The following is a 17,108-nucleotide window of genomic DNA, read 5'->3' on the forward strand; positions in this document are numbered from 1 at the left end:
CGGTCCCCCCTCGACCGCCCCGCCCGGTCCCCCCTCGACCGCCTCGCCCGATACCTGCCCGGCCGTCACGCCTCCGCCGTGCCCGTCCGTGACCGGCCGATCCGTGACCCGCTCGTAGTGCGCCCGCCCGCCCGCGACCCGCTCGTCGTGGGGACGGGATGCCCGGCCGGTGGGCGGGCTCGCCGCCAGGGCGTGCAGGAACGCCTCGATCTCCGGCGTGCCGCGGTCGTGCTGGAAGACGAGTTCGAGGGTGTCGTAGGTCAGCTCCCGCGCCCGGCCGGCGTCGATCCCCTGGGCGCGCAGACGGTCGCCGAACGCGGCGGCGGCCCGCCCCAGCACCGCCTCGCCGTCCGTGCCCTGCGGCACCGCTCCGTGCGTCACCGGCCCGGTCGTGGTGGCCGGCGGCGGCGTTCCGGGGGCCGCCGGGGTGTCGGCCTGGTCGTCGGAGGGGGTCGCGCCCAGACGGCGCATGGCCAGCAGGGCAAGCAGGTCCACGAGAGGGTGGGCGGAGACCAGGTCCAGCAGGTTCTCGGTGATGTGCCGCAGGCCGTCCAGCACGATGGGCAGCTCGCCGGGGCCGACGACCCCGCCGAAGCCGCCCGGTTCGGCGCCGGCGGCGCGCAGCAGGTCGCGGCGCCGCCGTCCGCCCGCGACGTACGCGGCGCCGATCCGCCCGGCGGATGCCGCCTCGGCGGGGGTCACCCGCTCGGCGATCCGCCGGGACCAGGCGGCGACGGGGTCCACGGAGCCGCCCACCTGTGGGTTCACGCGGTGAAGACGACGCGGAAGGCGTAGAAGCCCTCGTTGGTGGAGCCGGTCAGCGTGAGCCGGGCCCCGCTGCCGCCGATCACGCCGGTGATGCGGGCGCCGGTCTTGAGCGCGTAGACCATGGGAATGCTCCCGAGGCCGTCACGGCAGGGGATCAGCGCCTGCTGGCCGTAGAACGTGTTGTAGGTCGTCGCCTTGTCGCTGTGGGTGGCGACCAGCCGTCCGGAGAACCGCCCGCTCGCGCTGTAGGTGCTGGTCCAGTAGCCGAGCAGGACGCCCGGCGGCTTGGCTACCGCCGCCGAGCCGAGCTGGAACGACCCGGTCGAGCCGATGGAGCCCGCGTAGAAGAGCCAGGTGAAGGGGTTCCGCTCGACGTACCCGCCGTACGACTTGCGCGGCCCGGTGCTGAACTGGGCGGAGGTGCGGTAGGTGGTCCGGCCGGTCAGCCGCCTGCCGCCGCCGCTGCCGCAGTAGTCGTAGGACTCCAGGGTCACGGTCGCCCGGCCACGGAAGACCTTGGCGGCGGCGGATTGCGCGGCGGCGGCGGCGGGGGTGGCCAGCCCGGTCGCCAGAGTCAGTGTGATCAGGGCGCCTAACGTGATCAGCCTGTTTCTCATCGGTGTCCTCCAGAGCCCATTGGTCCGAGAGCGCACCGCGATGCTGTCAGTTTTGGAACGGTTCAACCTCATCGAATGATGGGATTTTCCCGCAATCCCATTCGTGCCGGGTGCGGGCGTTTTTATGGAAATACGATGATTTATCCCCTGGCGCGCGGCACCGGCCGTCCCGTGCCAATGCGCCCCCGTGCCAATGCGCCCTCGTCCCGCCCCCCGCCGCCGAGCCGCCCACGGCGGGGGAGGGCCCGGCATCGACGGCGGACGGTACGGCGTCCGGCCGAGCGGGCGGGGCGTGAGCCCGCTGGGGATAGGGCGCGGGTTTCACAACCGGATGAGGTCGGTGGTTAAGGGGCTATTGACGGCTTCGACGGGCTGATTTATCGTCCTCTCGAAATTAAAACGTTTTTTGACGGCTGCCCTTGGAGACCCCATGACCGGCACTGCCAGCATGCGCGCGTTCGGACCAGGGACCCTCCCGGCCCCGGCCGGAACGGTCGATGATCCGACGTCGCGGCGCCGATGCCCGGCACCGTCACCGCGCGGCCGGACCCCGGCGCGGCCGTCCCGCACCGCCACACCCGCTTAAACCGTTTTACCAGCACCTGATCCGCCTGTTCCGTACCCCCCAACGGATCTTCAGGAGAGTCGGTATGCCCCCCACCCCCTCCCGTCCGCCACGCCCGCGCACGATCGCGGCCCTCTTCCTGGCCCTGGCCGCCCTGCTGTTCGGCCTGACCCCCGTGCCGACGGCCGCCCAGGCCGCCGCCCTCGTCGACCTCACCGGCGCCGGCTGGATCTGGTACCCCGAAGGAAGCCCCGGCCAGTCCGCGCCCGCCGGCACCCGCTACCTGCGGCGCACCTTCACCGTCCCCTCGGGCGCCGTCACCGACGCCCAGCTCGTCGTCACCGGCGACGACACGCTGGACGTCTGGCTGAACGGGGTGCCGCTCGCGGGCTCGTCCCGGAGCACCGACTCCTGGCAGCGGTCGATCTATGTCGACCTGGCGTCCGCCGTCCGCGCGGGGTCCAACACGGTCGCGGTCGCGGCGCGCAACACCTCGGCGGGACCGGCGGGCGTGATCGCCAGGCTGAGGGTGACCACCGCGGGCGGCACGACCGAGCTGGTCACCGACGGCGCCTGGAAGGCCGCGAACACGGTCACCCCCGGCTGGATCGAGCCGTCCTACGCCGACGGCTCCTGGCCGGCCGCGGCCGTCTCCGGCACCTACGGGGCCGCCCCGTGGGGCACCGGCGTGGCCGCCCCCGACCTCGCCGCCGCGTCACCGCTGGCCGTCACCGGCCCCGTCACCGAACGCCGGGCGACGCCCATCGGCATCGAGGCGACCGGCCCCCGCTTCGGCTGGACGCTGACCGGCGGGGGAGGCGCGCAGGTCCAGGCCGCGTACCAGATCGTCGTCGCCACCACCGAGGCCGCCGCCCAGGCGGGCACCGGCAACGTCTGGGACAGCGGCCGGGTGGTCTCCGGGCGGTCGGTGGACGCCGCGTACGGCGGCGCCGCGCTGGCGTCCGCCACGCGCTACTACTGGCGCGTGCGGGTGTGGGACTCCCAGGGCCGCACGGGCGCGTGGGGTCCTGTCACCTGGTTCGAGACCGGCCTGCGCGACCCGTCGGCGGAGTGGCAGGCCGGTTTCGTCGGCGCTCCCGCCGGCGCGCCCGCCGTGTCCGGGGCGAACTGGATCTGGTACCCCGAAGGCGACCCCGCGACGAACGCGCCGCAGGCCACCCGCTACCTCCGCCGCTCGTTCACCCTGCCCGCCGGGACGATCGGGCGGGCCCGGCTCACCGTCACCGGCGACGACACCGCCGACGTGTGGGTCAACGGCACCCAGGTGAGCACCTCGCCGCGCGCCGTGGACTCCTGGAAGTCGGCCGCCGTCCTGGACGTCGCCGCCCGCCTGCACTCCGGCGCCAACACCCTCGCGATCGCGGCGCAGAACACCACGGTGTCCCCGGCCGGGGTGCTCGCCGCCCTGGAGGTCGACGTGGCCGGGGCGGGCACCACCCGGCTGGTCACCGACACCGCATGGAAGGCGTCGCAGAGCGGGCCGTCCGGCTGGCAGCAGCCGGGCTTCGACGACTCCGCCTGGCCGGCCGCCCGCGTCGCCGCCGCCTACGGCAGCGGGCCCTGGGCCGCGAACGTGTCGGTGACCGAGCCCGCGCCCTACCTCCGCAAGGGGTTCAACCTGGCCAAACCGGTCGCGAGCGCGCGCCTGATGGTCACCGCGCTCGGCCTGCACGAGACCCGGATCAACGGCGCGAAGGTCGGCACCGAGGCGCTGGCGCCCGGCTGGACCGACTACGGCAAGCGCCTGGCCTACCGCACCTTCGACGTGACCGCCCAGGTCCACCAGGGGGACAACGCCCTCGGCGCGCTGCTCGGCAACGGCTGGTACTCCGGTTCCATCGGCTTCGCGGGCAGTCAGAGGTACGGCACCCACCCGTGGTACTCCGCCCAGCTGGCCGTGCGCTTCACCGACGGCACCACCCAGACCGTAAGGACCGACTCCTCCTGGCGGACGGCGCCGAGCCCGATCCGCTCCGACGACCTCTACCACGGCGAGGAGTACGATGCCCAGGCCGCCCGCGCGGGCTGGGACACGGCCGGCTACTCCGACGCGGGCTGGTCGGCGGTGACGGTACGCACCGGCGCGGTGCCGCGTCTGGTGGCCGCCGTCGACCCCGGCGTGGCCGTGCAGGCGAGCATCACCCCGGTGTCGGTGGCCCAGCCCAAGCCCGGCGTGTGGGTGCTGGACCTGGGGCAGAACTTCGCGGGATGGAACCGGCTGCGCGTGCGCGGGCCGGCGGGCACCACCGTGACGATGCGCCACGCCGAGGTGCTCAACCCCGACGGCACCATCTACACGGCCAACCTCCGCGCCGCGCGGGCGACCGACCGGTTCACCCTCGCGGGCACCGGCGCCGACGAGGTGTACGAGCCGAGGTTCACCGTCCACGGCTACCGGTACGTCGAGCTGACCGGCTTCCCCGGCACGCCGACGACGGCCAGTGTGACGGGCCTGGCCGCGTGGACCGGCGGCGCGGTGACCGGCACGTTCGACTCCTCCAGCGCGCTGGTCGACCAGCTCCAGCACAACATCCTGTGGGGGGCGCGCTCCAACATGCTGTCGGTGCCCACCGACTGCCCCCAGCGTGACGAACGGCTCGGCTGGACCGGGGACATCGCCATCTTCGCCGGCACCTCGACGTTCAACTTCGACGTGCACGGCCTGCTGGACAAGTTCGCGGACGACCTCACCGACGCCCAGCACGCGGACGGCGCGTTCACCGACGTGGCGCCGGACGTCTGCTGCGGCGCGGGCAAGGCCGGCTGGGCCGACGCCGGCGTCATCGTCCCCTACACCGTGTGGCAGCGATACGGGGACCTGCGGGTCGTCGACGAGCACTACACGGCGATGAAGCGCTGGGTCGACTACTCCAGGAGCACCTCGGGAGCGGACCTGATCCGCAACCAGGACACCTACGGGGACTGGCTCAACGTCAACGACAACACCGCGAACGACCTGATCTCCACCGCCTACTTCGGGCACGTCGCCCGGCTGCTCGCGCGGATGGCCGCCGCGACCGGGCGCACCGCCGACGCCGCCTCCTACGGCACGCTCGCCGACCAGGTGGCGCAGGCGTTCACCGCCAGGTTCGTGGCGGCGGACGGCACCGTCTCGGGGAACACCCAGACCGGTTACGTCCTGGCGCTGTCGTTCGGCCTGGTGCCCTCCGGCCGGGTGCAGGCGGTCGCCGACAAGCTCGCGGCCAAGGTGGCGGCCAGTGGCGGTCACCTCAGCGTCGGCTTCCTCGGCGTCGAGAACCTGCTGCCGGTGCTCGCCGACCACGGCCACCTCGACACCGCCTACCAGGTGCTCCTGCAGCCAGGCTACCCCGGGTGGGGCTACATGAGCGGCCGAGGCGCCACCACGATCTGGGAGCGCTGGGACGGCATCCGCACCGACGGGTCCTTCCAGGACCCCGGCATGAACTCCTTCAACCACTACGGTCTCGGGTCGGTCGGCGACTGGCTGTACCGCTCGGTCGGCGGGCTCGGGCCCGACGACCGCGACCCGGGCTACCGCCGGCTCGTCATCGCCCCGCGCCCGGGCGGCGGCCTGACCTCCGGCAAGTCCGACCTGCGCACCCCGTACGGCCGCGCGCTCAGCGACTGGTCCATCAGCGCGGGGACGCTGACGTTGCAAGTGGAGGTCCCGGCGAACGCCACCGCCACCGTCCGGGTCCCGGCGACCGCGTCCGCGACCGTCACCGCGCCGGCTCAGGCCGTGTCCATGGGCTACGCCGACGGCGCGGCCACCTACCAGCTCGGCGCGGGCTCCTACACCTTCACCACCCCTGCCTGACGCCGGACCGTACGGTGGGGCGGCCCGCACTCCGCGAGCCGCCCCACCACATTCGCGTTCAGCCCGGGGTCGGCCGGTCGCGCCTGGAACGCCGCCCGGCGGAGATCTGGAGCAGCAGAACACCCAGCAGGATCGCGCAGATCCCGCCGGCGACGGCGAGTCCGAGTACTCGGGAGTCCGTCCCGGTGAAAGGCAGCTCGGATTTACTCGGTCCGCGATATCCTGGTTTGTCGCCCGTCGGCCCCGTTTTCCCGGTCAGGTCGCCCGGCCCCGTTTTCCCGGTCAGGTCGCCCGGCCTCGTTCTTCCGGTCACCTCGCCCGATCCCGTGCTTCCGGTCAGGTCACCCGATCGGGTCGAGCCACCTGATTCAGGTGCCTCGCCGTATTCGATCGAACGGGAGTACTCCCCGGACGTGATGAATTCCCGGGGATCGCTGAATTCGAGCGAGCTACCGGATTCATCGGATTTGGGAACGATAGTGAAGGAAGTAGCTGTATCGCCGGATTTGGGGGGTTGTGGGATGGGGCCTGTGGAAGGATAGACGCGCACCGCCACCTGGCCGTCGGGCAGGCGGGCCGGGTCCTTACCGGAGGCCGTGTCGTCGGCCGCCCGCCTGCCGCCGTCCGCTCCGTCCCCGCCACGGGCGAATGCCGCCGTCGGAATGCAAAGGGCGAGCACGACCCCGATGCCGAGCAGGATTGGTATGAGCCGTCCGTACATTACTTTCCCCCGAAGAACCAAAAATTTCGTCCACTGACCGCCGGTTGAACATGTCAGGCTGTCGTTGGTTTACCCGTTTCTCATGGGATCTCACCACGATTGCGATGTATCGTGCTCGTCCGTACGTCTCTGATGCTTCGGGACGGATCGGGTGGGATGTGGCCGGATGTCGCATGCTTATAAGTGCCATGGTGGAGATGATGCTTAATGGCAGCGAATTCGCGTTTATCGAACAACAAATATTCGCCCTATCGGTGCGGATGCCGCCTGAATCGGAATTGCGGACGACACGGTCATAAGGCGAAGACCCCGTCCCACAAGCGGAGAACGACCCGCGTAGGCCACAATCCTTGACACTCTCTGTGATCATGCGAATACTTCCTGCTGTTGATCAACATGGGCCGCGGGGGCAGCATGTCAAGAGGTCGAAACCGCGTGGGCGTGCCGATGGTGGGCATCACGGGCCGGATCCGGCGAGCGGCGAGCGGTGGGCTGGCCGTCGTCTGCCTGCAGTGGGCGAACTGTCCGGTCCTCCTCGCCGACTCCAAGCCGGCACCCACCTTCTCGCTGCAGGTGAGCCCGACCCGTCTGGTCGTGCCGGCCGGCACGACCGCCACCTCGCAGCACTTCCAGCTGACCAACGGTGGCCGGTCGCCCTTCGTCGTGACCGTCGAGAAGGCCGACTTCACCGCGGACGTGCACGGTGCGCTGCGCTTCCGCCCCAACGCCCCCTACGCCGCCTCGAACTGGGTCGAAGTCCAGCCGACGAGCTTCCGCATGGCACCCGGCACCACGAAGGACGTGTCGGTGAGGATCAACGTGCCCGGCATGTCGGAACCGGGAGACCATCAGCTCGCCGTGCTCTTCAAGGTCCCGGCCGGCCGTAACGGGGCCAACATCAGGATCAACCGGGTGGTGGCCGCCCCGGTGCTGATCGCGGTTCCGGGCTCCATCGATGATTCGGTCGCCATAGCGGGCCTTCACGCGCCCGGGTTCGTCATGGGCGGCCCCGTCCCCATCACCACGACGATCCGCAGCGTCGGCACGATCCACCGCGACTTCCGGGGCGTCCGGCGGCTGCGGGTCCGGGTCGGCGGCGACAACGTCCAGTTCCCGGACTTCACCGTGCTCCGTGGCCTGGACCGTGAGGTCACCGCCCGCTGGAACCCACCGCTGATCTGCGTCTGTCACGCGACCGTGTCCATCACCGGCCCCGGTGGGACCAAGCGGGCCGCCACCGTGCGGATCGTCGTCCTTCCGCTGGACCTCCTGGCGATCATTCTCGCCGTGGTCCTGGCACTGCTCAATCTCGGCTGGTATCTGCGGCGCCGGTACCGGGCCAAGGTCCTGGCCGCCGCCGCCGCTCTGAACGCGCGTGAGGACGGCCTCGATGCCTAGGCCGCACCGCCGCCCCGTACCCGGCCGCCGTCGGTCCGCCCTGACCGTGCGATGGGCGCGGAAGCCGCGCCGCGCGATCGCGCGAGTAGCGCTGGTCGGCCTGCTCGGCTCAGTACTGGCCGTGCCCCTGAACGGGGTGCCGGCCGCACGCGCGGCCGGCACCCTGCTGTTCAACCAGCCCTTCCACAACAACACCGTGGACCCGACCTATCCGGTGACGATCCCCGCGCTGCCCACCGGCGCGGCCGGGACCAACGGCGCCTGCCTGACGGCGGTCGGCAACCCCAGCGGCGCCGGCCTGCACAGCTGCGCGACCAACACCGACGCCCAGGGGCTCGGCGCGCTCCGTCTCACCAACACGTCGACCTTCCAGGAGGGCGGCGTCTTCGGTGCCACCAGCGCGCCCACCTCCGAGGGCCTCGACGTGACGTTCAACGCCTACCAGTACGGAGGCGGCTCCGCGGACGGTATGACCTTCGTGGCGGCGGCCGTGGATCCCGCCGTCCCGCTGCCGCCCGCGAACATCGGCCAGCCCGGCGGTGCGCTCGGCTACTCGTCGACCAAGCAGGGAAACCTCGTGGGCCTGGCGAACGCCTACCTCGGGGTCGGATTCGACGTCTTCGGGAACTTCAGCAACAACGTTTACGAAGGCAGCGGCTGCACCGACCCCCCCTACATCAGCACGACGGGCGCCAGGGTGCCCGGGCAGGTGGTCGTGCGTGGTCCCGGGAACGGCATCGTCGGCTACTGCGCCATAAACAGCACCGCCACGACCGTCACATCCCCCGTGGTCCCCCTGCACGGGACCACACGTGCCGCGTCCAAAGTGCCGGTCGAGGTGGTCATCAATCCCACCGGGTCGAGTTTCACCACGGTCTCGGGTGTGGTGGTCGCCGCCGGCGCGTACAAGGTGGTGTTCACTCCGGTCGGCGGATCACCCAGGACGCTGGCGGGCACCTTGCCCACGGTCTCCTCCACGCTGTATCCCTCGACCACCTGGCTCAACGCCGCCGGCATCCCCCGCCAGCTGGTGTTCGGCTGGGTGGGGGCCACCGGGTCGGTGACCGACTTCCACGAGATCGACAACGCGAACGTGGTGACCTTCAACCCGGTCCCGAGCTTGAACGTCGCCCAGACCAGCTACAACGGATCCTCCCCGCAGCCTGGTGACCCGGTCACCTACACCGTCGTCCCCAGCGTCAGCTCGACGGGCAGCAACGAGACCTCGCCGATCTCGGTCACCGAGACGATGCCCGCCGGGACCGTCCCCGTGGGAGCGTTCGGGACGGGCTGGGTCTGCGCGGCACCCGTCGGTCAGAAGATCACCTGTACCAACAGCAACGCCCCCTTCGCCGCCGGGTCGTCCCTGTCGCCGATCACGGTCGTCGGCATCGTCACCGGCAGTAGCGTCACCCCCGCCCTGATCCAGTCCTCGTCCACCGTGACGGCCTCGTCGATCGACGCCGACCCCGGCATCGCGCTCACGACGACCGCCGGGACGATCCCCGCGAACCCCTCCGGCATCACCGTCACCCCGTCCAGCAGCACGATCGCCGGAGGGGTCGCCGTCACGGTGGGCGGGAGCAACCTGTCGGGCGCGACCGCGATCGAGATCGGTACCACCGCCGAGCAGCGCGCGGGCACGCCGGTGGTGCTGCTGCCGTGCGCGTCCGGCCCGGCCGCGGGGTGCTTCACCGTGAACGCCAACGGGAGTCTGCAGATCTCCTCGATGCCGTCGCGCACGTCGGCCGCCGCGGTGACGGTGACGGTGGTGACCCAGGGCGTCGCCGGTGCCGCGGCCTACGTGTACACCGACAAGCCCGCCACCCCCGCCGCCCCGGTCGCCACGGCAGGTTCGTCCAGCGCCACCGTCACCTGGGTGGCTCCGGCGAGCAACGGCAGTACCATCACCGGATACCTCGTGACCCCCTACCGCAACGGGGTCGCCCAGACCGTCCAGTCCTTCGACGCCTCCACCACCACCCGGACGCTGACCGGGCTGACCGTGGGGGCGACCTACACCTTCACCGTCGCGGCGGTGAACTCGCTGGGCACCAGTACGGCCAGCCCTCCGTCCAACGCGGTGGTCCCGTACACGGTGCCGGGCCAGCCGGCCGTCCCCACGGCGGTCGCCGGAGACTCGCAGGCCACGGTGACCTGGACCGCCCCGGCGACCGGCGGGAGTCCCATCACCGGATACGTCGTCACGCCGTACATCGGTCTGGTGGCACAGACCCCGCAGACCTTCACCGGTACCGCGACGACGCAGACGGTGACCGGCCTGACGCCGGGCACCGCCTACACCTTCACCGTGGCGGCGCAGAACGTGGCCGGGACCGGCCCTGCGTCGGCACGGTCGGCGGCCGTGACCCCCAACGCCTCACCGGCCCTGACCTTCGCGCCGCCGCCCGCCGGGCAGGTCGCGATCGCCTACAGCGACCAGTTGACGTTCAGCGGGGGGACCGGGCCGTACGTCTGGTCGGTGAGCGCGGGCACCCTGCCACCGGGTATCACCCTGAACGCGAGCACCGGTCTGCTGTCGGGCACGCCCACGACGGGCGGGAGCTCCTCCTTCACCGTCAGGCTCGTCGACGCGAACAACCAGAGCGACACCAGGGCGGCGACCATCGTCATCGCGGCCAGCCCGACGCTGACCTTCGCGCCGCCGCCGGCCGGGCAGGTCGGGGCCCCCTACAGTGACCAGCTGACGTTCAGCGGGGGGACCGGGCCGTACGTCTGGTCGGTGAGCGCGGGCAGCCTGCCGCCGGGTATCACCCTGAACACCGGCACCGGCCTGCTGTCGGGCACGCCCACCACCACCGGGAGCTCGTCCTTCACCATCAAGATCGTCGACGCGAACAACCAGAGCGACACCAGGGCGGCGAGCCTCGTCATCGGGGTCGGCCCCGTGGTGATCACCAAGACGGCCGACACCCAGGCGGCCACGGCGGGCACGACCGTTCACTACACGATCACGGTACACAACACCGGGACGAGCGCCTTCACCGGCGTGAGCTTCACCGACCCGCTGACGGACGTCCTGGACGACGCCACCTACAACAGCGACGTCACGGCCTCATCCGGGACTGCCGCCTTCACCAGCCCGAACGTGACCTGGACCGGCAACCTGGCGGCCGGCGCCACGGCGACGATCACCTATTCGATGACCGTCAAGCCCCTGGGCTCGGGAGACGGCGCGATGTCCAACACCGTCACCTCCACCACCCTCGGCGCCAACTGCGCGGCCGGTGTGCTCGACTCCCGATGCGCGGTCACGATCACCCTCCTCGGCCTGACGATCACCAAGCTCTCCGACGTCCTCACCACGACCCCGGGCACGACCGTGCACTACACGATCACGGTGACCAACACCGGGCAGACGGCGTACGCGGCGGCGAACTTCTCCGATCCGCTCGCGGGGGTGCTGGACGACGCGACCTACAACGCCGACGCCTCGGCCACCTCGGGCACGGTCTCGTTCGCGAGCCAGACGCTGTCCTGGACCGGAGGCCTGGCGCCTGGGGGATCCGCGAGCATCACCTACTCGGTGACGGTGAAGGACCCGGACACCGGAGACAAGAACCTGACGAACACGGTGACATCCGCCAGCGCGGGCAACAACTGCCCGTCAGGGGGCACCGACCCGCGCTGCACCACCACGATCACGGCGCTGATCCCGAAGCTGACGATCGTCTCCAGCACTGATGTGAGCACGGTGGTCCCGACGGGGGTGGTTCGGTACACGGTGACGGTGACCAACACCGGGCAGACCCCGTACACGGGTGCCAACTTCAACTTCTGGCTGGCCGGGGCGCTGGACAACGCGACCTACAACGGGGACGCCACCACCACCTCGGGCAACCTGGTATTCAACCTGGACGGGTCGGTCACCTGGACCGGGAACGTGCCGATCGGCGGGACGGTCACCCTGAGCGCCTCGCTCACGGTCAACAACCCCCCCACCGGGGGCAGCACCATGACCTCCACCCTGACCTCCACCACCCCGGGCAGCAACTGCCCCATCGGGGGCACCGCCCCGGCCTGCGCCACCACCGTCACCATCTTGATCCCGGCCCTGACCATCACCAAGACCGCCGACACGGCCACCACCACCCCCGGCCAGACCATCACCTACACCACCGTCATCGCCAACACCGGGCAGACCCCCTACACCGGAGCCACCATCAACGACTCCCTGACCGGGGTGCTCACCGACGCCACCTACAACGCCGACGCCACCACCACCACCGGCACCCTGACCTACACCGCACCCAACCTCGGCTGGACCGGCAACCTGGCCATCGGCGCCACCGCCACCATCACCTACACCGCCACCGTCCTCAACCCCGACCCCGGCGACAAACAAATCTTCAACACCATCACCTCCACCGAACTCGGCAACAACTGCCCAACCGGCAGCACCGACACCGCCTGCACCGCCCGCGTCACCGTCCTGACCCCCGCCCTCACCATCACCAAGACCTCCAGCACCCCCACCGTGGTCGGCGGCGGCACCCTCACCTACACGATCACCGTCGCCAACACCGGCCAGACCCCCTACACCGGCGCCACCCTCACCGATGACCTCACCGGGATCCTGGACGACGCCACCTACAACGCCGACGCCACCGCCACCACCGGCACCGCCACCTACACCGCACCCGACCTGACCTGGACCGGCAATCTGGCCATCGGCGCCACCGCCACCATCACCTACACCATGACCATGCACAGCGCCGGCGTCGGCTCGGGGAACGGCACCCTCACCAACACGGTCACCTCCGCCACCCCCGGCAACAACTGCCCCGCCGGTGGCTCCGACCCGCGCTGCACGGTCACGGTCAAGCTCTCCCAGCTGCTGCTCACCCAGAGCTACTCGTCTCTCACGACGACACCGGGGTCGGTGATCAACCTCAACGCCACGTTCACCAATGTCGGTCAGACCCCCTACGTAGGGATCAGAGTCCTCGCCGGGAGCGCGGGGACCATCGACGACGCCATTCCCAATGGTGACCAGGTCGCCAGCTCAGGCACGCTGTTGCTGACCGCCACCGGAATCACCTGGATCGGGAACATCCCCGTCGGCGGTGTCGTCACTGTTACCGGCAGCCTGACCGTGAAGAACCCGGACACCGGGGACAAGATCATCACTGGCACGCTCGTCTCGGCCGCCCCGGGCAACAACTGCCCCGCCGGAGGCACTGATCCGCTGTGCACCGCCCGGACGGACGTGCTGACCCCGGCCCTGTCCATCACCAAGACCGCCGACACCGCCACCCAGGTCCCGGGTGGAGCTGTCGGATACACGGTCGTCATCCAGAACACCGGCCAGACCCCCTACACAGGCGCGACGGTGACCGACGACCTGAGCGGCGTGCTCACCGACGCGACCTACGCCGCCGACGCCGCCGCGACCGCCGGCTCGGTCTCCTACTCCGCCCCGGTGCTGACCTGGACCGGTGATCTGGCGGTCGGCGCCACAGTGACCGTGACCTACAGTGTCACCGTCCTCGATCCGGATCCGGGCAACAAATCGCTGATCAACACGGCGGTCTCCAGCGACGTCGGCAGCACCTGTCCTCCCAATAGCGGGAACCCGGCCTGTGTAGCGTTCGTCACCGTCCTCACTCCTGCACTGACCATCGTCAAGACCTCCGGCCAGCCGTTCACGACGGCGGGTGGCACCGTCGCCTACACGATCACGGTCACCAACAGCGGGCAGACGCCCTACACCGGAGCCGCCCTGGCCGATGACCTGTCCGGGGTCCTGGACGACGCGACCTACGGCGCGGACGCCTCGGCGACGTCGGGCACGGTGGGCTACACCGCGCCGAACCTGACCTGGACCGGGAACCTGGCGGTGGGCGCCGCGGCGACCATCACCTACACCGTCAACGTCGACAACCCCGACCCTGGGGACGCGAGCCTGGTCAACACCGTCACCTCGCCCACCACGGGCAGCAACTGCCCGTCGGCGGCGCCGAACCTGTTGTGCACCGCGACCGTCGCGGTCACTCCGACCACCGCGCTGACCTTCATCAAGACCGCCGGGGCGCCCTCGACCGTGCGAGGAGCGGTGGTGAGTTACACCATCACCATCGCCAACTCCGCCGCGTCCCCCTATCTCGCCGCGACCTTCACCGACCCGCTGACCGGCGTGCTGGACGACGCCACCTACAACGCCAACGCCTCGGCCACCTCCGGGACCGTGGGATATTCGGCGCCCAACCTCACCTGGACCGGTGACGTGCCGGCGGGCGGGTCGGTCACCGTCACCTATTCGGTGACCGTGCACGCGTCGCCCACCGGTGACGACACGCTGGCCAACACCCTCGTCTCCAGCGCGACGGACGGCAACTGTCCCTCCGGGGGGAACGACCCCCGCTGCAAGGCCAAGGTGACCGTCTCCAGCCTTACGCTCCTCAACACCGCCGACACCGCGACCACGACACCGGGCGGGGTCGTCCGGCTGACCTCCACCTTCACCAACACCGGCCAGACCCCCTACGCGCAGATCAGCGTCACCCTGTCCAGTGACGACCTGCTGGACGATGTGACGCCGAAGGGCGACGAGACCGCCAGTTCGGGGACCCTGCTGCTGGGCCCGACCGGGCTGGTGTGGCGGGGGGACATCCTGCCCGGCGACTCCGTGTCCGTTACGTCGAGTTTCACGGTCAACGATCCCGACACCGGGGACAAGCACATCGTCTCCACTTCGGTGTCGAACACCCCCGGGAGCAACTGCCCGACCGGGAGCTCCGACCCACGGTGCAGTGCCACTGTGGAGGTGCTGATACCAGAACTCACCATCGCCAAGACCGCCAGCGCCCCGACGACGGTCCCGGGCGGCATGATCGGTTACACGCTCACCATTCACAACACGGGTGAGACGCCGTACACGGGGATCAGCGTCACCGACTCGCTGACGGGCATGCTGGACGACGCCGTATACAACGGAGACGGAGCCGCGGCCACCGGCACGGTGTCGTTCTCCAGCCCTGTCCTGACCTGGACGGGCGATGTCCCGCTCGGCGCCACGGTGACCGTGACCTATTCGGTGACCGTCCGCAACCCAGATCCGGGTGGCAAGCTCATGGTCAATAGCGTGACGTCCACGGCCCAAGGGAGCACCTGCACATCCAAGGTCACGAGCGCGGCCTGCATCACCAGCGTGGGCGTGCTCACGCCGCTTCTGATCATCGTGAAGTCCTCGAACGTCGCCACGACGACGTCGGGGGCGACCGTGCGCTACACGGTGACGGTGACCAACCGTGGCCAGACATCGTATGCGGTGGCAGGGTTCTCCGATCCGCTGGCGGGGGTGCTGGACGACGCGACCTACAACGCCGACGCCTCGACCACCTCGGGCACGGTCTCGTTCGCGAGCCAGACGGTGTCCTGGACCGGCAGTCTGGGCGTGAGCAGCGCCGCCACGATCACCTACTCGGTGACGGTGAAGACTCCCGATACGGGGGACAAGAGCTTGACCAACACCGTCATCTCGGCCACCTCGGGGAACAACTGCCCCTCAGGCGGCAGCGACCCCCGGTGTACGACCACGGTGCCGGCCGCCGTGCTGACGATCACTTCGAGTACTGATGTGAGCACGGTGGTCCCGACGGGGGTGGTGCGGTACACGGTGACGGTGACCAACACCGGGCAGACCCCGTACACGGGTGCCAACTTCAACTTCTGGCTGGCCGGGGCGCTGGACAACGCCACCTACAACGGGGACGCCACCACCACCTCGGGCAACCTGGACTTCAACCTCGACGGGTCGGTCACCTGGACCGGGAACGTGCCGATCGGCGGGACGGTCACCCTGAGCGCCTCGGTCACCGTCAACAACCCGCCCACCGGCGGCAGCACCATGACCTCCACCCTGACCTCCACCACCCCGGGCAACAACTGCCCCATCGGGGGCACCGACCCGGCCTGCGCCACCACCGTCACCATCCTGATCCCGGCCCTGACCATCACCAAGACCGCCGACATGTCCACCGCGACTCCCGGTTCGACCATCACCTACACGGTCCTGATCGCCAACACCGGACAAAGCGCTTACACCGCCGCTGTTGTCGACGACTCCCTGGCCGGAGTGCTCACCGACGCCACCTACGGCAACGACGCCACCGCCACCACCGGCTCCCTGGCCTACACCGCCCCCACCCTGACCTGGACCGGGAACCTGGCGGTCGGCGCCACCGCCACCATCACCTACACCGCCACCGTCCTGAACCCCGACCCCGGCGACAAACAAATCTTCAACACCATCACCTCCACCGAACTCGGCAGCAACTGCCCCACCATCGGAATCGATCCCGCCTGCACCGCCCGCATCACCGTCCTGGTCCCCGCCCTCACCATCACCAAGACCTCTGACGCCCCCTCCATCGTGATCGGCGGCACATCCTCCATCGTGGCCGGTGACGTCGTCTCTTACACGATCACCGTCGCCAACACCGGTCAGACCGCCTACACGGGCGCCGCCCTCACCGACGACCTCACCGGAGTCCTGGACGACGCCGCCTACGGCAACGACGCCACCGCCACCAGCGGCACCGTCACGTACACCGCCCCCAACCTGGGCTGGACCGGGGACCTGGCCATCGGTGCCACCGCCACCATCACCTACAGCGTCACCACGATCAGCCCCGACCTCGGCGACGGCGTCCTGACCAACACCACGGCCTCCGCGACCGCCGGCAGCAACTGCCCGGCGGCGAGCCTTGACGTCCGCTGCGCCACGTCGGTCATCGTCATCGCGCAGAGCATCACCCTGGGCGTCCTCACCGACGGGTTCACGCTGACCGGAGTCCCGGACACCACTGTGCGAAGGGACGGCGTGGTGACCTTGACGGTCGCCAGCAACGCTCCCGGGGGCTACAACGTCATGCTGCGGGCAGTCTCGCCGGTGCTGACCACGCCCCTCGACACCGCCACGATCCCGATCGCCAATCTGAAGGTCCGCGAAACGGGCACATCCACGTTCCAGCCCCTCTCGTCCATCACCTCGATCCCCATCCACAGTCAATCCGAGCCATCGGCGCTGGAGGGTGACGCACTGAGCAATGACTACGAGGTTGACATTCCATTTGTCCCATCTGGTCGGTATTCGGGGATTCTCGAGTACATTACCAGTACGCTGTGATAATTAATGACCGATTTGGCTGATCTGCCGCTTAAATTCTGATCCGGGTTGGATTCTCTCGACAAAGG

6 protein-coding genes are annotated in these 17,108 nt (G+C 70.1%); 3 read left to right on the forward strand and 3 right to left on the reverse strand.

Going from position 1 to position 17,108, the window contains the following annotated elements; translation table 11 throughout:
- Together NYZ98_RS27190 and NYZ98_RS27195 are read right to left on the reverse strand one after the other, a co-directional pair.
- A partial coding sequence (locus NYZ98_RS27190; protein WP_262846381.1) for a hypothetical protein occupies positions 1-768 on the reverse strand: 768 nt, incomplete at its 3' end.
- On the reverse strand, positions 765-1,385 hold the full coding sequence (locus tag NYZ98_RS27195) for a hypothetical protein (RefSeq protein ID WP_262846383.1): 621 nt from the start codon (positions 1,383-1,385) through the stop codon (positions 765-767). The genes NYZ98_RS27190 and NYZ98_RS27195, both read right to left, overlap by 4 nt.
- Before the next feature lie 650 nt (positions 1,386-2,035).
- Between NYZ98_RS27195 and NYZ98_RS27200 the strand changes: the two genes are divergently transcribed.
- Positions 2,036-5,770: a glycoside hydrolase family 78 protein gene (locus NYZ98_RS27200; RefSeq protein WP_262846385.1), complete on the forward strand. Its 3,735-nt coding sequence runs from the start codon at positions 2,036-2,038 to the stop codon at positions 5,768-5,770.
- Positions 5,771-5,828: 58 nt separating this feature from the next.
- On the opposite strand, the gene NYZ98_RS27205 is transcribed toward NYZ98_RS27200, so the two are convergent.
- Entirely contained in the window at positions 5,829-6,491 is a 663-nt protein-coding gene (locus NYZ98_RS27205) for a hypothetical protein (RefSeq protein ID WP_262846386.1), read from the reverse strand.
- A 414-nt stretch (positions 6,492-6,905) separates the two neighbouring features.
- On the opposite strand from NYZ98_RS27205, the gene NYZ98_RS27210 reads away from it, so the two are divergent.
- Together NYZ98_RS27210 and NYZ98_RS27215 are read left to right on the forward strand one after the other, a co-directional pair.
- Positions 6,906-7,889: a fimbrial biogenesis chaperone gene (locus NYZ98_RS27210; protein WP_262846387.1), complete on the forward strand. Its 984-nt coding sequence runs from the start codon at positions 6,906-6,908 to the stop codon at positions 7,887-7,889.
- Complete coding sequence (locus NYZ98_RS27215; protein ID WP_262846389.1) at positions 7,882-17,040, forward strand: DUF7927 domain-containing protein; 9,159 nt, start codon at positions 7,882-7,884, stop codon at positions 17,038-17,040. The genes NYZ98_RS27210 and NYZ98_RS27215 overlap by 8 nt, the downstream gene beginning before the upstream one ends.
- Positions 17,041-17,108 lie beyond the last annotated feature (68 nt).

The organism is Sphaerisporangium corydalis (assembly GCF_025506355.1).
GTDB classification, from domain to species: Bacteria; Actinomycetota; Actinomycetes; order Streptosporangiales; family Streptosporangiaceae; genus Sphaerisporangium; species Sphaerisporangium corydalis.